The organism is Enterococcus sp. DIV0901a, from assembly GCF_051711525.1.
In the GTDB taxonomy this organism is placed as follows: Bacteria; Bacillota; Bacilli; order Lactobacillales; family Enterococcaceae; genus Enterococcus_B; species Enterococcus_B faecium.
The window spans coordinates 256,465-281,559 of record NZ_JBIOMW010000001.1 but is presented as its reverse complement, the minus strand read 5'-3'; the positions used below and the strand labels follow the sequence as shown (position 1 = coordinate 281,559).

The following is a 25,095-nucleotide window of genomic DNA, read 5'->3' as shown; positions in this document are numbered from 1 at the left end:
TTTGCGTTAAATTTTTCATAGCACTAGTATGATATACTAGAAAAGAATCAATTTTTATTACTTTTAAATAGGAGAAAAAAATGAAAAAAAACAAAAACCAAATAATAGATATCATTTTTATGTTATTTCTAAGTTTTGCTTACGTCATCCCTCTATTCATGTCTAAGGGAATCTATCATAGTGTCAATCAGGATACTTACTTTCATTTATCTCGAATCATAGGACTAGATAATGTATGGAGTTCTCCAGTAAACTTCAATAACTTCGATCATCATGGAACAATGATGAATATTTTTTATCCATGGCTTACTCTTTATCCAGCTTTTTTATTTTATAAAATGATGGGAAATCTTGTTTTAGGTTATAATATCTACTATTTTTTTATCACTTTTTTAACAATGGTCGTTTCTTATTTTTCTATGAAACAAATAAAAAACAATCGTTATATTTCGCTGTTATTTTCGATTATTTATACATTTTCCGCCTATCGTGCCATTGACATATTCCATCGTGCTTCATTGGGAGAAGCTGTCGCTTTAACATTTTTGCCTTTGATACTAATGGGGTGTTACGAAATTTATATTAGAGATTACCAAAAATGGTACTGGTTGTCTATTGGCATGACGCTAGTAGTGTATACTCATTTACTTTCTGTCGCTATGGTTTCTGTATTTATTGGAGGAACGTTGTTTCTTTCTTTTTATTTTTGGGACCAAAAAATCGCTAGACTCTTAAGTCTTTTAAAAGCTACCGCCCTCACCTTTTTTTTAAGTGCGGGATTCTTAATTCCTTTTATTCAACAATCTAGAGCACAAGAATTGAAAGTCCCACTGGGAAAAGAATTAAGTGGTATGGCTCCTAGTGATATGCTGACACATATTTTAAATAATAACTATAACAACTATACTATTGGATTATTCTTATTTCTCGGATTGATTGGTGCTTTTATTTTTATAAAAAAATTAACTGCTGATGATTTATTTATTTTCTTTCTTGGTGTATTTGTTCTTTTTTGTTCAACCAATTTATTTCCTTGGCAACTTTTTAACCATACACCAGTTAAGAGTCTACAATTTGTCTGGCGGTTAAATGGTTTTTCTTCTTTATTTATAGCCTATACGATGAGTATAGTGATTTATTATATTTTTTCTACTAAAAATAATTCATGGAAAATAATGGTCTTTACGTTTCTTGCACTAATATTGCATCTCTCAGGAGTAAGCAATTCTATCCATGCTAACAAAGATTCATTAACACTTATAGCACCTGAAGACGCTGTTGCTATAGCTGAAAATTACAATCATACTGATTATGCAAACAAAGAGTCAATCTATCATCCTGATATGATTAATAATGATCAATATTTACTAGGTAACCAGGAAATAAATCCAACAACTCATTTTATGAGTAACAAACTTACAATTGAATTAGATAATTCGAATAATAAAAATACTGTCTTGATGACACCTATTTATCGTTATAAAGGGCAAGTGGCTTCTATTAATGGCAAACTAGTACAAACAAAATTATCTAAGTTTGGCACAACTGAATTAACTATTCCTCCAGGTATAAATAAAGTCGTTATTACTTATCAGTACACAAAACTAGCAATTGCTTCAAGATATTTATCTATCGTTACTTTGATTTTATTTTTACTTTATCGATTTACTTTTTCTAAACAAAAACAACCGAGAAGAGAAGTACAACATTCTCACTAGATTTTTATTTAAGAAAGACTTTTTAGCTGTACACATAAACAGGCTAAAAAGTCTTTTTTTATATTTCTTTAATTTGCTTCATACATTATTTAACATCGATATTTATACTGTGAAACATGCGTTTCATCCATTATCAAAGTATTTTTATTGATAATAAACTTCATCCAAAAACAGACCTTGTGCAGGGACGGTTTCTCCTGCATGTTGCCGCACTTTGCTTTCAAATATTTCATCGATTGTTTCTATCGGCATGGCACCTGTGCCGATTTCTAGTAATGTCCCCATGATAATCCGCACCATTTTATATAAGAATCCGTCTCCGACAAAAGTAAAATGAAGCATTTCTCCCTTTCGTTCGATAGATAATTCATCAATCGTACGCACTGTGGATTTTTTTGATTTTTTCAATGCAGAAAAACCAATGAAATCATGTGTACCCACTAATTTTTCGCAAGCTGCATTCAGCTTGTCCATATCCAACTCTTGAGGGAAATAAAAGCTGTGGTTTCGCTCAAATGCTGAAGGAATCACGTTGTTCCAAACATAATAGCTGTATTTTTTGCCCACCGCATTATATCTTGAATGGAAGCGCTCAGGCATTTCTTCGATTCTTTTGATGACAATATCCCGCGGAAGGTAACGATTCATAAAGTCGATCATTTCTGCCAGTCCAATTTCTGTGTTTGTTTTAAAATTTGCTACTTGTCCTCGCGCATGGGTGCCAGCATCTGTTCTTCCTGATCCAATAATTTCTATCTCTTCATTTGTCATCTGATGCAATACTTTTTCGATTTTTCCTTGAATGGTTTTATCGTCATCTCCAAGTCTTTGCCATCCTGAATATCTTTTTCCGTCATATTCGATTGTCAACTTGATGTTTCTCATATTTTAGTGGCTCCTCTGTCTTCCATTTGGTCTTCTCTCTACCTTTTTAAGATTGTAGCACAAAATATAGCTCCTTGCTTCTCTAAGACAGAAGCTATACAAGAAAAGTGTGGAAATATATATTTCAGAAAAACAAAAAACAGCCACCGGATGAAGTATCCGCTGACTGTTCAATTTGACGGCTCAAGTTTTACTGTTTGAGATGCAAGATACTCAACCAGGCAATGGGCACATAATTAAAGAAAAAACTGATTCTTTGGCAAAAACCTATTTTATTCAGTAATGGCCAAGAATTTATAGAAGGAATTCTTGCCAGTCCATAAATCGCCGCAAAAAGCAAACTGATCACAGACAGTCCAAGGTATAAGTGGCTTACATCCATTTGCCCATTTTTTCGATAGATCAAGAAAAGAAGAACTGGAAACAATAAAAAACCACTGTAACCTAAACCTGATCCGATATTATGGACCCATGTCGAGACATTCCACGAAGATTCATGGGTATTGATACTGAACAAACCTGTAAAGATACAATCACCTATACCATAGAACGCGATGGCTGCTGTAACTAGGGTAGCTAACACACGAGATGTACTTACAAATGCAGCATACAATGCAGGCAATGACAGGATGAAAAAGATCCCTGAAACCACAGACCAAATAAGAAACGCTTTTCTTACAGGACTGGAAACCTCTCCAAATACACTGATCACGCTCTTCATTTGATCTAATTCAGGATAATACAATCCTAATACGTACGGAGTCAAAAAATCACTCAGCACGCCTAATAATAAAAAGAAAAAACCAAATTTACGTAAAAAATCCATGATACGCCTCCAATAACAATTACCTATGCTTTTAATTGTTATTATAAACGACTTTATCTTGATTTAACAGAAACCTCTATTTACACGAACATCTATATAACTCATTAAAAACTCGAATCATTTTAAAAATACTAAATATCTAACGTTCAACGTTCACTTAATCCATCTAAACAATCTTTCAATTTGATTTTTTCCCCACTTCTTTTACGCGCGCCTAGCTCTCCTATTGCAGTAAACAACAGATCACTTGACGAATTTAAGGCAGTTTCCATTGAATCCTGGATAACACCGATAATAAATCCAATACCGACGATTTGCATCGCGACATCATTAGAGATACCAAACAAACTACATGCTAATGGAATCAATAACAGTGAACCGCCCGCAACACCTGAAGCTCCACAAGCAGCTAAAGCAGACAAAATACATAAAAGGACTTTCAAAACAAAAGGTGCTTCAATCCCTAAAGAATGTACAGCAGTCAACGTCATCAAGGAAATGGTAATCGCGGCACCGCCCATATTGATCGTAGCACCTAACGGGATCGATGTGGAATAAGACTCTTTTGTCAATTTCAATCTTTCAGCCAACATCATGTTTATCGGGATATTTGCGGCAGAACTTCGGGTAAAGAAAGCGGGAAGTGCGCTTTCTTTCAAACAAAAGAAAATCAATGGATAGGGATTTTCTTTAATAAACAAAAACGTGAGGAATGGGTACACAACTAATGCGACAAACAGCATCGTACCGATCAAAACAAGTAAAAGCTGCAGATACTCTGCCAATCCAGCGATTCCAGTCGTAGCAATTGATTGATAAACCAATCCTAAAATCCCTATCGGAGCAAATGCAATAATCACTTGTACGACTTGTGACAACGCTATAGATATCTGATCCACCAACTCTTTTGTCGATTCTGAACGTGCTCGAAAAGCTAGTCCCAACAATACAGCCCAGAATAAGACGCCAAGGTAATTCGCATCAATAAGAGATTGAACAGGATTTTGTGTGACATTCGTCAACATAGTAGATAAAACACTTTCCAAACTTTGCGGTGCTTTTTCAGATACTGTTTCTTGTAAAGTAATAGGAACAGTAAAAATTGAACTTACAATAACTGCTACAAGTGCAGAAAGCAATGTTCCCACTAAATATAAGATCAAAATAGGCTTCACGAATGTCTTATTCCCAATTCTATGCTTGGCAATTGACGCCATCGTCAAGAAAAAAACCAGAATAGGTGCGATTGCCTTCAAGCAACTGACAAACAACGTTCCCAATATTGAAATAAATGTCCATGTGGGGAAAAAGATACCAAACAATATTCCGACTAAAATACCAACAACAATACGTTGAACTAACGACATATCCAAAAACTTCTCTAACAAATGACCACCCTTTCACAATTTTAACAATCATTGTATCATTTTATGCAAAGAAACTAAAGGTATAATTTTCTAAAAATTCTAACAATACAAACAACCATTTCTTGCTAATTTTGTACTTTTTCTGTCTACACGTTGTTTTTTGAGATATTCTAAGTTAGGATGTTATTAATGGGCAACTTATCAGGAAACGTTTTCTTATGTTTTTGTCCAATTTTTTTGTGAGGTGTTTATTCTTGAAAAAAATAAAGAAGGAGAGTTATGGCTTCCTGACAATCTTTGTCGCTTGTATAATGATGGTTTTACAGCGTATATTGATTTCAGCAGTCACTATTCCTACATATGCAACAAACCCTGGTCGATTCTACATCTATACATTTTTACAAACTTCCGTTGTTATTGGTACAAATTTGATCCCACTTTACATGGGTTACCAATATCAAAAAATCGCCCGTTTAAAAGTTTTACATTATTTAAGTCGTTTTGCCTTTATATTCCTAATAGCCACACTAGTTTGCAATATCTTTTTTTACGTACAAGCTGGCAGCTTGAATATTCGTGATTATTGGCTTATCCTAACACCTATCAGTCAGAATTACTTTACTTATGCTGTTTCTTGTACTTTGCTTTTTTGTAGTATTCCTTATACAGTTGGATTTTTAAATAAATTATCGAAAACAACAATTAAATATCTACTATTATTTTTAACAATTGGATTAGTTGGCTGCTCTACTCTATTTAATAAAGACCCGTTTGCATTACAGAATGGACAGAGTATTTTATGGATTTTTTATTTATTTTTAATGGGTTATGGTTTGAAAGAATGGAACTGGAAAGAAAAGGTCCGCTATAAGCTTCCTCAAGTATTTATCAGCTTGATTGTTTTATTCGGTTTGATTATTTTGATGACACAAATTTCACTCATCATCAGAGGAAATACAGATACAGCGCTGAGGTTTTCTAAACCATATTCTCTCTTCGCAATGTATTATACTTTCTCTTCGTTTTTATTTTTAGAAATGCTATCTGATAAATTAGGTATAAAAGGAAGAGGAAATTTTCTTGCTGTATTTTTGATTGTCACTCAAGTTATATGTAATTTCCCTTTAGTTTCTTATCGCGTATCTACATTTATGAAACGTGAATTTCCAAACTCAGGGAAGGCATGGCTGATAAATATCGGGCAGTTTTTTATTTACTATTTATTAGCAGTGTCCCTCCTAGTTATCTTTTTATTTTATATACAAAAAATCCGTTTCATTCATCGTTTCATCGAATACTTCGCTTTTGATTCGATTGAACAATTAACTCAGCGTTGGAAAAAAAGAATTCATTGGCTTTTTGTTCATAAAAGTTATTTTTTAGTTGCAGCATTTTTTTACTGCTTTACCTTCGTGCAGATTTTCGTTTTAGAACCAAAAGAAGGTTGGAAAGAAACTATCCAGGTTGCCTTAAAAATATTTACTCAGCGACAAGCACCCATGATCCTGACAATCATCATTATTATGGGATTTTTCTTCTTACTATTGTTGATTTCCAATCGTTTTTGGTACGCCTTGACTGCTACCTTGATCATTAACTTACTGCTCACTATTTCGACAGTAATCAAAATGGAAATGCGGGAAGAGCCTGTCTTTCCTTCAGATTTAAAAATGCTGACCGGATTGTCAGAACTATTATCGATGGTTAGCCCAGTCTTATTAATCGTGGGCGGATTGATCCTTCTCCTATTATTGATTACTAGTATTATTGTACAACGTAGACTACAAAAACAGTATTCCTTGAAGATTCATTGGAAACGTCGATTTATCAGTATCGCTGTATTATTAGGATGTTTTTCGGGTGTCTTTTTCATTAATCACAAAAATTCGCCTTCTTTCTTGCTGTTTAATTTATTTAAAGTAAACAAGACTTTCTTTAACCAGCAAGGCGCCGTAAAAGATAACGGACCAGTCATTCAATTCCTAAACAATATCGACATTAAAATCATGGAAGAACCTGCTGGCTATTCGAAAGAAAAAATTAATGGAATAATGAAAAAGTACAACACAAAGGCAGATGAAATCAACCAAACAAGAAGTGACTGGTTAAACAATCAGACGATCGTTCTCAATTTAAGTGAAAGCTTCAGTGATCCTGCACGTGTCCCTAATCTGACAGTACCTACAGACCCTATTCCTTACATCAAAAGCATTATAACAGAAGGAACAGGAGGATTGATGTTATCCGTCGGTTATGGTGGCGGAACAGCTAACATGGAATGGGAAGGACTGACAGGCTTGAGTATCAGTAACCTGTCTGCTTCGTTAGTTACACCTTATACCCAGCTAGTGGAGCGTCAGAAAATAAGTCCAAATATTACCGATCTATTCGATGAAAAAATAGCCATCCATCCTTTTACAGCTGCTCTTTATCGCAGAAAACAAGTGTTTGATAAATTTGGTTTTGACAGGTTCTATTATTTAGACAGTCCGGATAAATTAACTTATACGGATAAAATAGAACAAAGCCCACGCATATCGGATGATTCAGCATACAAAGAAACCTTGAAAGCTTTACAAAGCAATACAGAAACGTCGCAATTCATCCAATTATCCACTATGCAAAACCATATGCCTTATGATGATTACTATAGTGAATTGAACTACACTGCTGAAGGAACTGCTGTCATTCCTAATAGAAGAAAAGAATTACAAACTTATATGCAAGGCCTTCACTATACCGATACAGCAGTAAAAAAATTCATCCAAGAAATCGACAAAATCGATAAACCGATTACCTTTGTTTTTTATGGTGACCATTTACCCGCAATCTATAGTGGGAATGATTCGAAAAAATATGGATTAGAACAGCACCAGACAGATTATTTCATTTATAACAACAAGTATAGTCGTGAACAAGCAGCTACGTTAAATAAAGAAGTTGTTGCTCCTAATAACTTTGGTGCTATGGCTCTTGAGCATGCGAATATCAAAGTAACTCCTTACTATGCGTTGTTGACAGAAGTATCTAATCATCTACCTGCATTAACAATTGATCCTACAGAAAGCTTGTCTAATCGTTTTAATGGAAAACAGGTCTTTGTTACAGAGGATAGTCAAATTATCCAAGAAAAAAATTTAACTGAGAAACAAAAAGAAATTCTAGAAGATTATCGTCTGATACAATATGATCTTGTTGCAGGTAACCAGTACAGTGCAACATGGGCGACACAAAAAATAAAAGACTAACAAATAAACTGAGCAAGGGGTTGTGATAAAAGACATGTCACAACCCCTTGTTTATCTCATTAATTTGCTTGTCCATAAACGATTTGATTAAAGCCATTTTTCAATTCATTATTCGCTGTCTCGTTAAAGTAAAGATAATTATCGGGATTCCCCTGATTTTGTTGTGTCACCAATACTTTTGGCTGATTTTGCTGAAACCCGAATAGATAGACGTGCTTTTTCAGATATGGTTCTGTCTCTGCATCGGAATAGACGGCTGTGATTTGATAGTCTGCTTGACCTGTCCCACTTTCTGACCATTCTGCAGAAACAGGCACTCCACCAATAGCCATCTTCCACTCCCCGTTCAAAATAGCTTGAGGGACTTTAAGACCATATAAGTCCACACTCATTTGATTCGTATAACTTTTGTATTGTTGTCCCATTGTTTGGCCCCATGTAGCCATAAATGCCTCTAATTGTGCGGATTTGTCTGCATTCCACAGTGTTTGTTCAACTTGTTCGCTGCTTTCTGAAGAGGAAGATGAAGCCTCTACAGAAGAACTTGAAGTAGATGTTTGAGTTGTTTCAGTCGTTTTGGAAGACTCTGACGAAGTAGAGGTATCTGCTGTTTCTGTACTTGCTGCAGTTGACTTGCTCTCTGTGCTAGTTGTTGTAGTAGTTGCAATTGTTGCTTTCGCTGTTTCTTTTGTTGATTCTTTTTTCGATTCATTCCCGTTGGTACAACCAGCTAACAAAAAAGCTAGACCAATTGTTACTAAAATCCTTTTTTTCAATTAAAAAACTCCTTTCGATTACTCCCACTTCTTTATTCTATCAAATAAGCAATGTGATTTTATTGATTTTTTGTATTTTCTCATCAATCTTTCAAATCTTCTAAAAACTAAGAAGCACCCGCTGATGTTGTCTGTAATACATCAGCGGGTGCTTCTTTTATTTTAATCTTCGTGATTTTCCAATTTACCTCACGCTTTATATTTGTATTTGAAGAAACATAGACTTTTAGTCATCATCGTCTTCCTCATCCAAATCTTGTCGGACAGTTTTTCCTTGGAGTCTTTGTACTTGGTAGATGATTTCTTTATTGAAACTTAAAAGTTCAACGAGTAATTGTTGCAAGCCATATTTTTCTTCTTTTTCAGCTAACTTGATTGCCCGTGTGATAAACATATTTTGGAAATCAAAATCTTTTGCAAAGTTTTCCAACATTGTTGAAGCTGGTAAATATTTGTTTTGACCATGTTCGTAAATTTTTCCATAACGCATGACTTCTTCTAAAGTAGACGGAACGATTTCATTATCAATCACTGACTCATGAGAGATTTTATTGAACCATCTCGCTTCTTGATCAGCATATTCTGAAAAAAGGGTACTTAATTCTTGCGAAGATGTACCCAAAACATACAATTGTGCTTGGATCAATTTCATTTCTTCTAATTTAAAATTTGCTAATACATGCCCCACCATGGCGCCAGCAGTTGGTTTATGATGGTCGATATCTGCTTGTTTTGTTTCTTGAGCAAATTTTTCTTCCACTATATTCATTGATTTACGCCTCTTTTACTTTTGCTGATTGGACTTCATAACCTAATTTTTCCACAACTGCAGCTAATTGTTCAGGGTGGACTTCATCTGGATCAAAGTTTGCTTTGATTTTGCTCGCATTAAACAAAACTTTCGTATTGCTTACCCCAGGCTGTTGAGAAACCGCATGTTCGATTTTTTGCATACAGCTTGGACAAGCTAGTGTATCTAATTGCATAATAATTTTTTTCATCGTAGTTCTTCCTTCCTTTTTCTTGATAGTCTTATTCTAGATTACAGCTTCCATAAAAAAATTGATTCTTATCAAGTTTTACGATTTTTCTTCTTTGCTTTCGTGTCCAAAATACAATAAGCGCATCGCGTTAAAGATAACGATCAAGATACTAGCTTCGTGAACGAACATCCCACTAGCCATGTAAATAAACCCGGCAAATAAGCCGATGAGTAAAAATAAGACGACACCAATGGCAATCACTACATTTTCACGGGTATTCAAAACAGTTTTCTTAGCCAAACGGTAAGCATGAACCAACGATCCAAAACTAGATTGCATCAAGACAACGTCACTCGTTTCGATAGCGACATCCGTTCCTGATCCCATAGCAATCCCGATATCAGCCGCAGCCAAAGAGGGAGAATCATTGATTCCATCTCCAATGAAAGCAACGCGCAATCCTTGTTCTTGGTATTTTTTCACAAATTGAACCTTTTCATCTGGTAATAATTCAGCATGGACTTCATCAATGCCTAACATATCAGCTACATAATCAGCAGTCATCTGATTATCACCTGTCAGCATCACTAAATGTTTTGCTCCTGCTTGTTTCAACATAGCTAATTGTTCAGCGACTTCTGGTCGAATCACATCTGACACACCAATGATTTGAGTGATTTTTTTGTCGATTGCTACAATAATGACCGAGCTGCCTGTTTGTTGTAATTGATGTAAATCTTGTACTTGCTTTGGTGTGAGAGAAAGTTTGTGAGCGGCAATCAATTTGGTGTTGCCCGCACAAACTGCATGACCATCAATCTCAGCTGTGATTCCTTGTCCCTTGATCGTCTGATTATCTTTGACTGCTAATTGTTGAAAATCAATGTCTTTCTCCTGAGCATAATGGATCACGGCGCGCCCCAGAGGATGATCGGATAACGTTTCTAATCGAGCCACTAAAGCTAAGCTGTCCCCTTCATCCTCTGTATAGTTCTTGATAGTGGATACAGCAGTAGTTCCTTTGGTCAATGTACCGGTTTTATCAAAGACAAAAGTATCGATTTTGGCAAAAGTATCCATTGCTTCACCGCCTTTGACTAAGATGCCCCGTTTCGCTCCATTACCGATTCCTGCTACATTCGAAACAGGCGCACCAATGACTAAAGCGCCAGGACAACCAAGAACCAAAACAGTGATTGCTAAACGAAAATCACGACTGATCAGACCAACAAGCAACGCAATAAGTAAAACGGTTGGAGTATAATACTGAGAAAATCGATCAATGAATTTTTCTGCATGGGATTTGGTATCTTGTGCTTCTTCTACTAATTCGATAATTTTGGCAAAGGTCGTATCATCTCCGACCTTAGTTGCTTCGATCGTCATATAGCCATCTGCTAAAATCGTTCCAGAGAAGACTTCATCTCCACTGATTTTGACGACTTGTCGTGATTCACCAGTCACTGCGGCTTCATCCGCATAACCTTTTCCGTCAATGACTCGTCCGTCCACAGGAATAGCTCCACCAGTTTTTACTAAGACGATATCGCCTTCTTCCACGTCATCGATTTCCACTTCTTCAGTCGTTCCATCTTCTTGGACAACACTAGCAGTCGATGGGGCCATCTCGGTCAAAGCCTTGATTGATTCCCGCGTTTTGGTCAATGTTTTTTGTTCCAGATAACTACCAAACAAAAACAAGAATGTAACGATAGCTGACTCTTTGTATTCTCCGATCATAAAGGCACCAAGCACAGCAATAGTAACGAGTAAATCAATTGAGATAACTTTGACTTTCACTGCCTGATACGCATGGATCATAATAGGTATGACCGCAATAATAGAAGCTATGGCTAGAGCAATGTTATAGAACAAGACAAATCCAGTAAATTTTCCGATAAAACCAAAAATAATCAACACAGCTGATAAGGCGGTGATATGATTTCGGTGCTCTTGGATCCACTTTTGAAATTTCATCTTTCTCCCTCTTTTCCTTTTCGTTCTTACGAGACTAAGTATAGAGACTTATCCATCATAAAAAATTGACCACTATCAAGTTTAGTCAAAAAGGCGGTTTTCTTTTGGTAGAATATACTACAAAAAATAGTTAGCAAGAAGACTCACTAAAAGTGATCTTGCCAACTATTGTCGTTTCTATCAAAATTTTCATTGAATGATTTTCCTGTACAGCATACATCGGAGATCTATTTCTTTATCTAAGATTTTTATCTTGCTAATTTTTTCCTTTAGTCTTTCAAATCCACGTCGTTCATAGAATTGATACATACAGCCACTATCTGTAAAAAGGAATATTTCTTTTCCTTTCTCTCTTTTTTCAAATTCTGTTAGCAACTTGGTACCGATGCCTTTTATTTTCAAATCAGGATTTGCAGCTAAAAAAATGATCTCTCCATCTGGCGAATGCTTTTTTAAATATGCTGCAAGCATGTGTTCATTTGCTGTCTCGTAAGCTCCTTTACTTTCTTTAGCAAATATATTTTGTAAAAAATCGAATATCTTAACATATATTTGCTGTCCAAAAGAACGATGTTTCTTTTTTTCTCCTTTTATCTCCGCCAGCAAAATACCTGCCAACTCGTCCTCTGCATACAAAGCAAGAATTTGAGTTGCTCGATTCAACTCCATATACAAAAAATATCTTCCGTAAAGATTCAGCAGAAGTTCATTTTCCATATATCTCTCAAAGTTCATTCCTTCAACAGCAAAATAGATAGCTTTTTTGTAATCTTTCTTTTCTAAGGGTTTAAAAGTTAGTTTCATCATTTCGCCTCCTCAACTTCAATGATTGTGTTATACTTACATTATAATAGACACAGTGTCTACTATCTATAGTCAATCATCTATAAGATTGTCGATTAAGCGACAGCTTTGCTTTGATATGTCGGATAAGGAGATAGGTAAATGAAAAAGACAGATAGACGCGTCAAAAAAACAGAAAAAGCTTTGGCTGAAGCACTATCCACATTATTAGTAAATAAAAAGATTCAAGCAATCACTATACGCGAACTAACAGAAACGGCAAATGTACATCGTTCGACTTTTTATACACATTATAAAGATATCTATGATCTATATGATCAATTAGAAAGCAACTTTTTTCGGGATCTAAATGAAATTCTCTCTTATGATCCAGCCCATAGCTATGAGGAACTATACACTCGCTTGATTGACTATGTTTACGCAAATACTTTTTTATATCGCTTATTTATCCTCAACCATGGTGATATTTCGTTTCAGAAGAAAGTTAAACAAGTTATTGAAGAAAACTATCTGAACATATGGCTATATGAAGACAAGAAAACGATTATCACAGAAGAAATGAGATTCTTCACTACGTACCACGTCCAAGGTTGTCTATCTGTTCTCAATCGATGGGTAGAAAGCAATTACAAGTACTCCAAAAAAGAATTATTAGAACTCTTACAGAAACTGAATGATCACATAGAGAAAATCATGCCTTGAATAAAAAAAGGCTGTGACAAAAATCTTGTCGCAGCCACTTTTTCCGGTAAAAATAGATGAAAAAGTTCTTGAAAAACTATGCTGTTTTTCGAATTTTTTTATAGGAGTGAAATATATTTAGTTGCTTCCACCATACAAATTTTGTAACAAAAATAATGATTGTACACTATTACTTAATTATCTTTTGATGGCTTCAATTAACCAACTGCCATCGATGATTGTTTTCGAGTTTACTTTAAATTCTTTTGAGAATCTATAATTGATAGTTGAAGGAATCTGGGCTTTTATCATCGTTTTTTCTTGCGTTTTTTCCCATCCTATTCCAATTTCTCCATGAATCGTTCTTAAAGTCCCTTCTGCAAATTCTATATCGTCAGGAATATAAGGATCAATTAATAAATCAGTAGACTCTTGTGTCTCTTGATCAAATTTGATTCCCAATAAAGTAGAGATAAACCATTGACTGTATGATGTGAACATAGCATGATTTAAAGAAGATCCATTCATTTTTTTAAAATACTCGCCCAACGCTCCACTATTATTAGATACCATAGAATAAAAACTTGGATAATTTTTCCTTGTGAGCCATTGATAAATTAAATCTTGATCATCTAGAATTTCATATGACCACGCCATGCCAAAAATCCCCATCTTAAAGACACCATCATCTTCCCTAATTTGATTTTTGAATTTTTGTAATAATTCTGGGAATTCTTTATCTAATCCAGCTTTGAGAGAAAAAATATAGCTTGATTGGCTGCCACCTTGAAAATAACCTTTAGAATTGTAATATTCCTTTATTAGTTTTTCTTTTACATACCTAATTTTTTCTTCTAACTTTTCTGTTTCAAAGCTCATTCCTTTAGTAAACACAGCTAATTTTTGATAGCTTTGCAATACTATTAAATACATTGCTGCTGAACAAAATTCTTTATCTGGCGGTGTTTCTTTGTTATTAATAAGAACAGTATCTACAGAACCCCAATCACCCAAACAACAATACTTAATGTACTCATAATCAAATTTCAAAAGATAATTCAGATGTCTATTCAAAGATACTGAAATTCTTTTGTCCTCAATAATGGACATTCCATAATATTTCATATATTTTAAGACAATGACTGGAAGCACTAATTGCCATCCTAACGAACCAGCGTTATTACTAGGTCCAAACGTCTGGATACCCATAAATGGAGCAGTTTGTGTTATTCCTCCTTCAAGGGTTTGATCGAAAATAAAATCAAGCAACACTTTTTTCAATAATTGTTCCGAATCAAATGAATAAATTTGAGATTCTATTAATGCGACAATATCTCCACCATATCCTAGTCTTTCACGAGCACAATCTTCATAATATGAACGGATATTATTTCTTTTGGTTTGAATCGCAATACGTTGAAGATCATTCAACAACTGATTAGAAGTATTGAATTCACTTGTTATTGTAAGATCAGCATAAGTATCAAATGCATGTAAATCATTGATATCAAAAATAGCGCATTCTCCCTCAACTTTCATATATCGAAATGAGTGATAAACATACATGTTTTCAAATGTCGTTTTACCGTCCCCACATAGAAACTGATCTTCCTGTATGACTGTATCTGATTCATTAATCCCCTGTTCCGGATCATTGATTCCATATATGCTTGTAGTTGTGGTAGAATAGTCCAATTCGGTTTGCGAATCATTGAGGCTCTCAGCATAATTAATTTTTATATTTTGTTTTTTTGAAGAAATAGTTAAAGAAATCTGCCCTGAAATAATTTTTCCAAAATCAATCAAATAACCATATTTCGTTTTCTTTATTACATTTGGTTTTCTTTTTTTCAATCTTTTCGTTTTTGGTATAGTACTTGGCACAAGTTTTCCAGCTGGACCAACGATTTCCGTTACCCTCATATTTACTCGAGTAGATGAATCAGGATTACTTTCCTCATTTTCAACAAACGAAACTCTTTCGCCAATATAAATATTGTCGAATAGAATTTCCCCTCCTTCAGCTAACCAATCATGATTACTCTCAACAATATTTCTTTGTTTGCCATTCGCCAATTCGCTGATTGAACAAATGAGCATTGGCTTACCAATGGAAAGGCGATGTCTCATATTGTATTTCCCTAATAATTTCAACGGGGCAGGATTGTACCAGCCATTTGCCAATTCTACTATAATTTCATTTGAACCTTCTTCCACAAAAGGATTAAGCTTATAAGTATCATAATACACTTGTTTACCATAGTTTGTTACATCTGAATTCAAATAGTAATCGTCTATTCTTTTCCCATTGATATAAGTTGTATAGTATCCTAATCCACAAATATCTAAAAATAAATCTTTCTCTAGTCTCTCAACTATAAATGATTTTTTTAGAATAATAGAAGGTCGATCTCTGTAATACATATTTTCTTTCTCAATAGGATGATCTTGTCTTGTAATCCAATGTGCGTTCTTCAAATTAGGGTTTGCGGAATAAAACGTTGTATGAAATTCCTGTATACTTTCTTCCCCTTCTATAATGATATGAAGTAAGTACTTTTTTCTTTGATCAGAAATAGTTGGAAATTTCACGTTGCTATATTTTTTATTTCCTATCTCTTGTTTGAGAACGATATCTTGATCTTCGTTCATAATATATAACTGGGCTTTTTTTTGAATTATGTTTATTCGAGACCAATTTATTATAATCGATTCTTCTACATCCACAGCATAATTAGTATACTTTCCATTTATTATTATTAAATCGGTACAATTTTCCATAACGCCTCCACATTATTCAATGACTTAAGAATTTTCTATGCAGATAATTACGCTAGAATTCCTATTATTGATAAAAAGATTCCAATTACCATAATCGAAACGATGATTGCTACAGCATTTTTTGCATTTCTTTTTTTAAGTAAATAATAGACAAGCAACGTGATAAGCAATGGAAAGAAATTAGGCATGATACCATCTAACATTTCTTGGATCTTTATGGTAGATTCTCCAACCGTATATTCGATAGGAATATTAATTTTCACAGTACTTACGATAAGAGAACCAACTACCATCATTCCGACCACATTTCCCATAGTAGCCAACCGTTTTAACATTTTATTGCCGTTTTCTCCTGTTAACAACGCCGATCCTTTTTCATACCCCATAAAAATCCCTTTATATTTTAAAGGCCAAATAGTCAAACTGAACAGAATGAAGAAAAGGATAGGACCGATTGGATTCCCTTCAATTGCTAGCCCTGAAGCAATACTCATGTATATAGGAACTACTGTCATTGCTAACAAGCTGTCACCTAAACCAGCAAAAGGCCCCATCAATCCAGTTTTCACAGCAATAACAGACTCTTTTTGATCCTCTGGTGTTTGTTCCTCCATAGCCATTGTTATTCCTAAAATCGGACCGTATACATAGGGATTAGTATTGAAAAACTCTAAATGTCGCTTAATTGCAGCTACCCGTTCCTCCTTTGGTTTATCCCCATATATTTTTTTCAAAGTCGGTACTATTGAATAATATGCACCTAATGCTTGCATTCGTTCAAAGTTACTTGTAGCCATTAATAATTGAGAACGAAAGAATGCTTTTGTTAAATCTTGTTTTGTCATCTTTGATTGCTCATTTTCTATAATCATAAATCGTATACCTCCTCAATAGCTTCTGAATCATCATTTTTATTTGTGATAATTTCATTAGACGTTATACTAACATTTTGTGTTGCGTCCTCCCGATTTATCATTAGATCATACAAACCAGCTAAGCAAACTCCTATGATCGAGATAGCGATTGTTCCTAAATTCAAATATGCTGCAAATACAAAGCCAAGAAGCAAAAAAATCCACATATTTTTACCTAACATCATCATCAACAACATACCCATACCAACAGCTGGTATAATGCCTGCAGATACAGTTAGTCCATCAAAAATTTGTTCCGGCACAAAATCCAAAACTGATTGTACTGCTGGTCCGCCAAAATATGCCGCTAAAAAGACAGGAACTGAACCAGCAATAAAACTTAATGGGATTCCTAAATAGTTATATCGTGCAACTTTGTCAAAATCCCCACTTTCCACTGCTTTCTCTGCTTTATGAAGAAAAACGATATTGACCGTATTCGTTAACATGATGATTTGCTGACACAACAATGCTGTTGGTACAGCTACTGCCAAACCAGTTGCTAAACCACCGCCTGTCATAATGGCAATTGCCACGCCAATTATCGCTCCTGTTGCTTCATTAGGTGGGATATATGCGCCGATTGCTGCATTTGCCAGCCACATCATTTGAAGTGTACCACTAATTACCAAACCTGTAGTGATGTCTCCCATTATCACTCCTGCAACTGATCCAGCTAAAATTGCTTTTGGCGTTCCAGTCCACAGCGTCCTTTCATCAACAGTACAAATCCCAGCCCACACTGCTAACAATATGCATTGTATTAACATTTATTATCCCTCTCCTTCTATCAATTCTGATATATGGATTTCTTTATCTGATGGAATCATTTGAACGGATACTTTGACACCTTTGTTGCTAATATTGACAAGTGCTTGTTTTTCTCTCTCATCTAAAGAAATAGCCCGTGTGTACCTTGTACGAGTAGAGGTAAATTTCATGCCGCCAAGATTTAAATAATTAAACTGGACCCCTCCATCTAACAACGTCTCTACATCTACAGGATTCGTTAATAATAATAAGGTTTTTCTTTTAATTGCAGTTTTTTGATAGATTTCTGCAAACTGTTCTACCCCGAATGTTCTTACAATGACATCTTGAGGTGCCATCATATCGAAAACTGATTTTTGAACAGGGTCATTTGTTATCGAATCATTAATAATCAAGATTTGTTCAATTCCTTTTTGTTTTACCCAAGTTGTGACGACTTGGCCATGTATTAGACGATCATCAATACGAATCAATTCAATTGCCATCTACAATCCCTCCGCTTTTTCGATTATTGGTTTTGGTGTTTCTATCTGTTTCCAACTATAAGACATTAATTCATTCATTTTCTCCATCACGTACTCAGGTGCCTTTTCTCTAAAATTAGACAATTCAAGCAGAATCCCTAGATTGAATCCTGCAAAAGCATAGTAATCCTTTCTTTGGTATTTCATTAAAATCATCGCGGCTGCATTACTAGGTGTTCCTCCAAAAATGTCACATATAATAAGCAGTCCATTAGTCGTATCAAGTTCTTCTATTTTCTCTTCAATTTTAATTACAAAATCAGCTAAGCTCATTCCTGGAAATAATGAAACCACACGTGCATTACTAAAATCACCTTGTATCATTTCTAAACTATTTAGTGCTTCTTTAGCAAAAAAACCATGACTTGCTAAAATAACTCCCATCTTCTTATTCATCAAATGCCTCCCTTCAATAAAAAACAAAGCAAAACTCGTGCCATTTTTTAACTTATTGAAATCTAGGCAATTCTTAAAAGAAAAAATGCACATGTAATACGCATAATAAAAATATTGGACTATCACGTACGTAATGATACAGATAAATACACAAAACACATCTTTTCTAACTAAGATTTAATAAAATTGGTATAAATAGTCGACTGCTATCTTCAAAAGCCACTCTCAGCTTTTTCCATAAGTATTTAAGTGTATTGATTTTTACATTAAAGCGCTTTATATTAGTGGGAGGAGGTGTTTTATGAAACGAATAGACAAGGTGCACCATTACTGCACCACTTACACAGAAAGCCTTTCAAAAAAGATTTTATTAAATGATACAGATATTGGTATAACCGCAAAAGAAGTGTCTTTGGAATTAGATATTTTAAGAAATAATGCTTCTTCGGATCTAAACAAACTCATGAGGCAGGACAAATTATTAAAACTATCAGGAAAACCAACCAGATTTCTATGTAAAAAAATACTCTGTCAAAGACTAAACCTTCGTTATATAGGAGAGACAGAAATAAATTCCATACAAGAACTCATAAAAGATAACTACTCCTCTAAAAAAATTCATCCTTTTGATTCGTTGATCGGTGCAAATAAAAGTTTACAACCAGTTATTCAATTAGCAGAGGCAGCAATCAATTATCCTCCAAGAGGATTACATATGATGATTTTTGGAGAATCAGGGACTGGCAAAAGCTTGTTAGCTGAAAAAATATTTGATTATGGAAAACAAGAAAATATTTTCAACGAAAAAGCAAATTTTTCTGTTCTTAATTGCGCCGACTATGCAAGCAATCCGCAATTATTGCTAAGTCACTTATTTGGAAATGTCAAAGGAGCGTACACTGGAGCAGATGCCGATAGAGTAGGATTGATAGAAGCTGCTAATGGAGGAATTTTGTTTCTTGATGAAGTCCATCGCTTGCCTCCAGAAGGACAGGAGATGCTTTTTCAATTTATCGATAAAAATCAGTTCTATAAACTAGGTGATTCTGTCAATAAGCGCTACGCTTCAACATTGCTGATCACGGCAACTACAGAGCCTCCGAATTCAGCATTATTAGAAACATTTAAGCGTAGAATCCCTGTCATGATCCAACTTCCAAACTTTCAAGAAAGAAGCATTGTCGAAAGATTGGATCTCATATCATTCTTATATAACAAAGAAACAGAAAAAATTGGTTCTCAAATAATCGTACAGCCAGATGCGATTCAAGCATTGTTGGCTTATACCCCGCTCGGAAACATCGGTCAATTGAAAAGTGACATTCAATTATCTGTAGCTCGTGCTCTATTAGAAAAGAAAAAAAACAATTCAAAAGAAGTTCTGATTACGCAAGACTTCTTTCCACCTACAGTTTTATCATCCTTAATAAAAATAAATCTAGCTGACAAAAAAGAAATCGAAACGATTGTTGGCGTAAAGCCATTTGTTTTTGATACCACATTGGATGAAGACAGAAAAACAATCGCCAGCTATGATTTTGTAAATTTTTTTACTAAGAATTATTCCAATAGCCCCCGTTCAATTACACAAGCATTTAATGATTATTCACAAGAAATCGCTAAAGAGCGATTGCGAAATGATCATTTCACCTTTTTATTGAACGATGATATAAAAAGCATTGTCTTATTAATATCAGATATTTTATATAACACCTTAGGCATCATCCTAGATAAAAATGTCAGTACTGCTTTTGCTTTATATATTCACAGCCACACTCAACAAAACGATATATTTTTCAGCCAGATCAAAACAACAGAGAAGCTACCTGCTAATGTTATGCAAGTTACACGTAAAATCGTCAAGCAGTTAGAACAAAAAAAGAAGATCATTTTTTCTCAAAATGAAATCCATTCATTGAGTCTTATCGTTTCTTCCATAGTAGAAAATAAAACAAATAGTAAAAATGTCAGTATTCTTGTATGTGCCCACGGCGAGCGCGTCGCATCTGAAATTGCACATACTGTGAATAGTCTTCTTTCCAAAGAAATTATTGTCCCTGTTGACATGCCTTTACACAGTACACCAAAGCAAACTTATGATGCCATAAAAAAAACGATAGCTGACTTTGAATCGACAGAAATCATCATTTTTGCTGATATGGGATCTTTAGTAAATTTTGAATCTAATTTAAGAAAAGAAACCCAAAAAAGCATTTTTATCATTGAACGAATTGATACATTGATAATATTAGAAGCTGCTAAAAATACAGAATTTTTATCTATGGGACTACAATCTACTATCAATAATATTTTAGACATTGATAATCGTAGAAATACTTTACTTAATAATAAAATAGTTTCCAAATTCAATAAGAGAAAAAGCAAAATCATCTACACAGTTTGTCAAACTGGAGAAGGAACCGCCCGATTTTTAGAAGAAAACATTAAATCATTATTGAAAGAATTAAAAATATTTGATGTTGATGTTCAATCAATCAGCGGTCATAACGGAACTTCAATACGAGAAACCATGCTACGTTCTAAAGATATAGAAATCATAGCAATCGTCGGGACTGTAAATCCAAAAATCAGCTATGCTCCTTTTGTTTCTCTAGAAGAAATTGTTCTTCATGATGGGTTAGATAAGGTACTTTGTCATCTTACGACTGAAGAACAACAATCAAAAAAGGGCAGCAGCCACTCATTCACAAGAAATATCGTTTTTGATATGGGAATTGAAGCAGTGGACAAATACCTCTACTTATTAGCTGGGAATAAGATCCAAAAAAGCTTAATGGATTTTATCGAAGAATTGGAATGTACTTTCCACAAAAAATTCACTTATTCCATTCTTTTAAAACTTTTGATTCACACAGCGTGTCTAATTGAGCGTACATTGATAAACGGTCATGAACTTAAAATTATATCAGAAGATGACACAAGGCCTTCTCATGAACCAATTTTTCATGTAAAAAAGGCCTTCAAAAATATTGAAACAGAATTTGGGATCACTGTTTCTTATGATGAATGTTTCTTTATCTATGATATTATTGCATCTAAATAATCCTTCGGTTTATGTAAACGAGTATTTTTTAAACTTATTGTTTAAGAGTGATAATATTTCACCTTAACAATTAAAGGGAGACAATTAAAAGTTTGTCCCCCTTTTTGCTGACTATTTTCAATATTAGTTAAGAAGAACCGTATCCTTCTCGTATCACAATTGAAGCTTATTTATTATAATTTTTTCAATGGTATTCTCGTTTATGATAAGGTTTTAGGTATCAAGAGTGCATGAAATTTATAATTCACTTGGATGTTGAAATATAGATATTTTGTTTTCTCAACTTATTTAGTCAGATTGTTGAATGAAGATTTTTTGAGTAAAATTTCTATAATTCCTACTTATTGAAAAGTAGTTTGTAGTGCTGCTTCTACCTCTCTCATCTGTTCTACAAATTCCAAATAACTTGATGAAACTTGCGGGATGAAAAAACGATATGTGAATATTTCTCCTCCTAGCCCGCTTAATACGCCTATTTTTTTATACCCATGATTTGCAGGAAGGAGATCGGAAGTAGGTTGGAGAAAGCCGCCTTTCATTGTATCTGCTTGGTCTAAATTCATTATATGAATATATGTGACTAACTGATTATAGTCATTTCTAGTATCAAGATGTTTTTTGTATTTTGTATCAATTGGTATATTATTAAATGTAAAATCTGGATATCGTGGGGAACGGTTGAGCTCTTGAAATAAATGCATTGTTGCTAACCCTTTATCTCTGCCATAATGTTTCCAATCAGTGACTTTCCCAATGTATTCTTCCCATAGCCAAGACACATCGATAATGATTCCATGTATTTGATTTTTATCACTTCCAAATCCTGATTTTTCTTCCGATAAAATTTGGATACAGATTTGTTGAAGAGCCGAATACTCCTCGTAATAACTATGTTTGACTGGATGAAAGATATTCTCTTGAAGGATATTAAATTGGTCTAATCTAGCATAATCAGGTGTTGTTTGTTTGATTAGAACCACGTTTTCTTTCGTATCCTCATCTCCACTAAGTAAGAAATCGTACTCATTTTGGATTTTTTCAATAGTATGACGAATAAGCTGGGTTAGGTGATTATTATAGCTAAACTCTCGTGTTCGATAAGCAACTTTTCCAACGAAAGGAACATTCGAACGGATGTGTTTTGCAACATCAACAGCTCCCTTGATATTGGCATTATTGTATTCTCGTTTGACATATTCTTTGTATATTCCTTTACGCATTGCTTCATTCAGATAATAAGGAAAGAGAAATACCAACAAATCGTAGTATGTCATCTTTTTAGATGCACTAAAATGATCATTAATCACGTTGTAATTCAAAACACGCTGAAGCATATAACGTAAAAAGAAATCTTCATGCTTCATTTGATTAGCGAATCTAGAATGAATTCTTAATTCATCTGTTGAATCGCTAAGGATACCTACGACATTACAAGTCCAAATTTTTCCATTTCTTGATTGAAATATCAAGTTATCTTCACTTAGATCCTTGGATTGATTTAACTGTTGCGGAAAGATAATAAAATTTTCTTTCTCTAAACTACTTAAGTCACGATTAACTAAGTTCGTAATGATTGGATGTTGCACAACTGAGTCATTGATTTCTTGATTATCGTGTAGAGGTTTCAGCTTCATCTAAATCACCGTCATTAGAGTATACCTTTCCTAGTATTTCTAATTTTTCTGTCGCCTTATGTTCACCACGAAAATAGTCTTTCAATAATGGATATAACTTAGTATCCCATAATTGTTCCATTGTCTCCTCACCATTATCGATACCTAAAAAGTAACTAGCACCAATTTGGTAATCAGTTGACAATCCACCTTTTTCTTTGGCAATGATAGCCTCATTTAAACGCGTCATAAGTTCTTTTGTTTTCTCTTGAGTCAGCATATTTTGTGCTGAATCTTCTGCTTTTATTTCTAAGAAAGTAAATCTCCGGCGCATAGCAAAATCAAAAGTGTCAACAGAACGGTCAATGTCGTTCATCGTCCCAATAATATAAACATTATTAGGAATATAGAATTTTTCTTCTGGATTTTCATGGAGGTTAGCATATTGTGTATAAACACCTTCTTTATGCCCGCGATACCCTGGATCAATTGAGAAAAATAATTCGCCAAAAATTTTGGAAATTTCGCCCCGATTAATTTCATCAATGATAAACACATAGTTTTGGTTATTCGTAGAATCTACCGTTGACGCCGTGTAGTTTTTTAAGCCAAATTCTTCTTTTAAGTGTTTTACAATCGCTTTTCGATAAGCATCAAATCCACCTTTTGGCGTACCAGGTAATCCACGATAGACATTATAAATTTGGTCATGGTTCATGTAAGTAGTAGTTTTTGCAGGATAAACGCCTTGAATTTCATTTCTTTCATAGGCGAGAAGATTGCGTACTGGTTTCCCAGTCAATGTTTTAAGTTTATTGTAGCCTTCTCCCTCTATACTAGCTTCCGTTACCGCATCAAAAAATTTAGTCCAAGCTTCTTCAAAATTATCTTGTCCATCTACTTTCTTTGTTTTCTTTGCTTCTTCAACAAAGCTCTTAAAGCTTCCATCTTTCAAGGTGAAACTAACAACGCCATCATCGGATGTGGTTGGACGTAACCCTTCGACAAAATCAGTATAATCATAGCTAGGATGAAACTGGACAAATCCAATTCGGCTCTTTTCATCTTCGCTCAATTCATTGATTTGTGTAGTTCTTCCATTTGAAACGACATCAGCTGCCATTTCATTTGCAAGGAATGTTTTCCCTGTTCCAGGAGCGCCACGTAGAATAAGGTTTTTAGATTTGAGTAAATGTGAAACATATGATTTCAGCAAATGATTGGTCATAGTCTGAGTCTCTCCTACTCGTATTTCCTTTTTCTCTTTCCCTTTATAAACAAGAATAAATTCATCCCCAGATGTTCCAAAACGTTTCAAACATTCTTGTACAAATAATAAAGTTGAAAAAATACTCCAACAATAGATGACTATCTGCTTGTCTTCATTATATTTATAAATCAAAAATTCAATGGACTTCCTTTTTTTTTGAAACTGTCAACATCTGGAAAAATCCCTCGTATTATCTCATCTCCTGAGTGATATCGACACACAGGAAATGTTGCTCTTTCGCTTTCTGGTAGAGAAACAATCGATCGTTCAAACATTTGAATAGCTAATCGCGGTAATGTTTGATTTGAAATTTTCCGTTCATTTTTACCGTAGTTTCTTCTAGTTATTTCGCCTTCTGCCGTACGGAAGTAAGCATCTTTTGGTTGATAATTATCCCCTAATCTTAGATTCTTCATAGTAAATGTTGGGTCTGTTGATTTAATCTCATCAGCAGTTATTCTTAGTTCATATGTTTTTTTTGTTTCATTGTTGTTCAT

18 protein-coding genes and 1 pseudogene are annotated in these 25,095 nt (G+C 34.4%); 4 read left to right on the top strand and 15 right to left on the bottom strand.

From position 1 onward, the window contains the following. The first annotated feature begins 80 nt into the window (after positions 1–80). Complete coding sequence (locus IGL70_RS01375; RefSeq protein WP_086299913.1) at positions 81–1,718, top strand: hypothetical protein; 1,638 nt, start codon at positions 81–83, stop codon at positions 1,716–1,718. A gap of 144 nt (positions 1,719–1,862) precedes the next feature. On the opposite strand, the gene truA is transcribed toward IGL70_RS01375, so the two are convergent. The 3 genes from truA to sstT all read right to left on the bottom strand — a co-directional run bounded on the left by truA (position 1,863) and on the right by sstT (position 4,796). After that, positions 1,863–2,603, bottom strand: a complete 741-nt coding sequence (gene truA, locus IGL70_RS01370) for a tRNA pseudouridine(38-40) synthase TruA (protein WP_104873855.1) — start codon at positions 2,601–2,603, stop codon at positions 1,863–1,865. Positions 2,604–2,793: 190 nt separating this feature from the next. After that, complete coding sequence (locus tag IGL70_RS01365; RefSeq protein WP_002294730.1) at positions 2,794–3,429, bottom strand: DUF998 domain-containing protein; 636 nt, start codon at positions 3,427–3,429, stop codon at positions 2,794–2,796. A 146-nt stretch (positions 3,430–3,575) separates the two neighbouring features. Next, positions 3,576–4,796, bottom strand: coding sequence for a serine/threonine transporter SstT (sstT, locus tag IGL70_RS01360; RefSeq protein WP_240187440.1), 1,221 nt, complete (start codon positions 4,794–4,796; stop codon positions 3,576–3,578). A gap of 311 nt (positions 4,797–5,107) precedes the next feature. Here sstT and IGL70_RS01355 point away from each other — a divergent pair, with 311 nt between their 5' ends. Next, positions 5,108–8,044, top strand: coding sequence for an LTA synthase family protein (locus IGL70_RS01355; protein WP_438734861.1), 2,937 nt, complete (start codon positions 5,108–5,110; stop codon positions 8,042–8,044). Between the two features lie 59 nt (positions 8,045–8,103). Here the strand turns inward: IGL70_RS01355 and IGL70_RS01350 are convergent, their stop codons facing one another. The 5 genes from IGL70_RS01350 to IGL70_RS01330 form a co-directional block, all read right to left on the bottom strand. Further along, positions 8,104–8,820, bottom strand: a complete 717-nt coding sequence (locus IGL70_RS01350; protein ID WP_002324336.1) for a DUF4767 domain-containing protein — start codon at positions 8,818–8,820, stop codon at positions 8,104–8,106. A 226-nt stretch (positions 8,821–9,046) separates the two neighbouring features. Continuing rightward, the gene (locus tag IGL70_RS01345; RefSeq protein WP_104873981.1) at positions 9,047–9,589 is read right to left on the bottom strand and encodes a DNA-binding protein; all 543 of its coding nucleotides are present in this window, start codon (positions 9,587–9,589) and stop codon (positions 9,047–9,049) included. Between the two features lie 4 nt (positions 9,590–9,593). Next, positions 9,594–9,821 carry a heavy-metal-associated domain-containing protein gene (locus IGL70_RS01340; RefSeq protein ID WP_002294740.1) on the bottom strand — a complete coding sequence of 76 codons (228 nt, stop codon included), beginning with the start codon at positions 9,819–9,821 and terminating at the stop codon, positions 9,594–9,596. A 78-nt stretch (positions 9,822–9,899) separates the two neighbouring features. Beyond that, a complete protein-coding gene (locus IGL70_RS01335; RefSeq protein WP_104873980.1) occupies positions 9,900–11,780 on the bottom strand; it encodes a heavy metal translocating P-type ATPase in 1,881 nt (626 codons plus the stop codon). Positions 11,781–11,969: 189 nt separating this feature from the next. Further along, positions 11,970–12,584: a GNAT family N-acetyltransferase gene (locus IGL70_RS01330; protein ID WP_104873979.1), complete on the bottom strand. Its 615-nt coding sequence runs from the start codon at positions 12,582–12,584 to the stop codon at positions 11,970–11,972. Between the two features lie 141 nt (positions 12,585–12,725). Between IGL70_RS01330 and IGL70_RS01325 the strand changes: the two genes are divergently transcribed. Next, on the top strand, positions 12,726–13,286 hold the full coding sequence (locus tag IGL70_RS01325) for a TetR/AcrR family transcriptional regulator (RefSeq protein ID WP_104873978.1): 561 nt from the start codon (positions 12,726–12,728) through the stop codon (positions 13,284–13,286). 177 nt (positions 13,287–13,463) lie between these two features. Here IGL70_RS01325 and IGL70_RS01320 read toward each other — a convergent pair whose 3' ends face one another. Genes IGL70_RS01320 through IGL70_RS01300 form a run of 5 tightly spaced genes read right to left on the bottom strand, consistent with a single transcriptional unit; the run spans position 13,464 to position 18,651 of the window. Continuing rightward, positions 13,464–16,046 carry a family 78 glycoside hydrolase catalytic domain gene (locus IGL70_RS01320; RefSeq protein ID WP_086299914.1) on the bottom strand — a complete coding sequence of 861 codons (2,583 nt, stop codon included), beginning with the start codon at positions 16,044–16,046 and terminating at the stop codon, positions 13,464–13,466. A 47-nt stretch (positions 16,047–16,093) separates the two neighbouring features. Next, complete coding sequence (locus IGL70_RS01315) at positions 16,094–16,918, bottom strand: PTS system mannose/fructose/sorbose family transporter subunit IID (RefSeq protein WP_002307836.1); 825 nt, start codon at positions 16,916–16,918, stop codon at positions 16,094–16,096. After that, entirely contained in the window at positions 16,915–17,730 is an 816-nt protein-coding gene (locus IGL70_RS01310; protein ID WP_086299915.1) for a PTS mannose/fructose/sorbose/N-acetylgalactosamine transporter subunit IIC, read from the bottom strand. Before IGL70_RS01310 ends, IGL70_RS01315 begins: the two co-directional genes overlap by 4 nt. Positions 17,731–17,733: 3 nt before the next feature. Further along, entirely contained in the window at positions 17,734–18,216 is a 483-nt protein-coding gene (locus IGL70_RS01305; RefSeq protein ID WP_104873977.1) for a PTS system mannose/fructose/N-acetylgalactosamine-transporter subunit IIB, read from the bottom strand. Further along, positions 18,217–18,651 (bottom strand): PTS sugar transporter subunit IIA, encoded by a 435-nt coding sequence (locus tag IGL70_RS01300; RefSeq protein WP_002338593.1) that lies wholly within the window; start codon positions 18,649–18,651, stop codon positions 18,217–18,219. A gap of 406 nt (positions 18,652–19,057) precedes the next feature. On the opposite strand from IGL70_RS01300, the gene IGL70_RS01295 reads away from it, so the two are divergent. Beyond that, positions 19,058–21,715 (top strand): sigma 54-interacting transcriptional regulator, encoded by a 2,658-nt coding sequence (locus IGL70_RS01295; protein ID WP_240187836.1) that lies wholly within the window; start codon positions 19,058–19,060, stop codon positions 21,713–21,715. A 341-nt stretch (positions 21,716–22,056) separates the two neighbouring features. Here the strand turns inward: IGL70_RS01295 and IGL70_RS01290 are convergent, their stop codons facing one another. Next, positions 22,057–23,349: a 5-methylcytosine restriction system specificity protein McrC gene (locus tag IGL70_RS01290; RefSeq protein ID WP_104873975.1), complete on the bottom strand. Its 1,293-nt coding sequence runs from the start codon at positions 23,347–23,349 to the stop codon at positions 22,057–22,059. After that, positions 23,324–25,095 (bottom strand): annotated as a pseudogene (locus tag IGL70_RS01285) (McrB family protein). The gene IGL70_RS01290 and the pseudogene IGL70_RS01285 overlap by 26 nt, the downstream one beginning before the upstream one ends.

What these genes read in the sequence shown, in the direction of transcription:
- IGL70_RS01375 (WP_086299913.1), top strand. Translation starts at nt 81, where the DNA reads ATGAAAAAAAACAAAAACCAAATAATAGATATCATTTTTATGTTATTT.
- truA (WP_104873855.1), bottom strand. Translation starts at nt 2,603, where the DNA reads ATGAGAAACATCAAGTTGACAATCGAATATGACGGAAAAAGATATTCA.
- IGL70_RS01365 (WP_002294730.1), bottom strand. Translation starts at nt 3,429, where the DNA reads ATGGATTTTTTACGTAAATTTGGTTTTTTCTTTTTATTATTAGGCGTG.
- sstT (WP_240187440.1), bottom strand. Translation starts at nt 4,796, where the DNA reads ATGTCGTTAGTTCAACGTATTGTTGTTGGTATTTTAGTCGGAATATTG.
- IGL70_RS01355 (WP_438734861.1), top strand. Translation starts at nt 5,108, where the DNA reads ATGATGGTTTTACAGCGTATATTGATTTCAGCAGTCACTATTCCTACA.
- IGL70_RS01345 (WP_104873981.1), bottom strand. Translation starts at nt 9,589, where the DNA reads ATGAATATAGTGGAAGAAAAATTTGCTCAAGAAACAAAACAAGCAGAT.
- IGL70_RS01340 (WP_002294740.1), bottom strand. Translation starts at nt 9,821, where the DNA reads ATGAAAAAAATTATTATGCAATTAGATACACTAGCTTGTCCAAGCTGT.
- IGL70_RS01335 (WP_104873980.1), bottom strand. Translation starts at nt 11,780, where the DNA reads ATGAAATTTCAAAAGTGGATCCAAGAGCACCGAAATCATATCACCGCC.
- IGL70_RS01330 (WP_104873979.1), bottom strand. Translation starts at nt 12,584, where the DNA reads ATGAAACTAACTTTTAAACCCTTAGAAAAGAAAGATTACAAAAAAGCT.
- IGL70_RS01325 (WP_104873978.1), top strand. Translation starts at nt 12,726, where the DNA reads ATGAAAAAGACAGATAGACGCGTCAAAAAAACAGAAAAAGCTTTGGCT.
- IGL70_RS01320 (WP_086299914.1), bottom strand. Translation starts at nt 16,046, where the DNA reads ATGGAAAATTGTACCGATTTAATAATAATAAATGGAAAGTATACTAAT.
- IGL70_RS01315 (WP_002307836.1), bottom strand. Translation starts at nt 16,918, where the DNA reads ATGATTATAGAAAATGAGCAATCAAAGATGACAAAACAAGATTTAACA.
- IGL70_RS01310 (WP_086299915.1), bottom strand. Translation starts at nt 17,730, where the DNA reads ATGTTAATACAATGCATATTGTTAGCAGTGTGGGCTGGGATTTGTACT.
- IGL70_RS01305 (WP_104873977.1), bottom strand. Translation starts at nt 18,216, where the DNA reads ATGGCAATTGAATTGATTCGTATTGATGATCGTCTAATACATGGCCAA.
- IGL70_RS01300 (WP_002338593.1), bottom strand. Translation starts at nt 18,651, where the DNA reads ATGAATAAGAAGATGGGAGTTATTTTAGCAAGTCATGGTTTTTTTGCT.
- IGL70_RS01290 (WP_104873975.1), bottom strand. Translation starts at nt 23,349, where the DNA reads ATGAAGCTGAAACCTCTACACGATAATCAAGAAATCAATGACTCAGTT.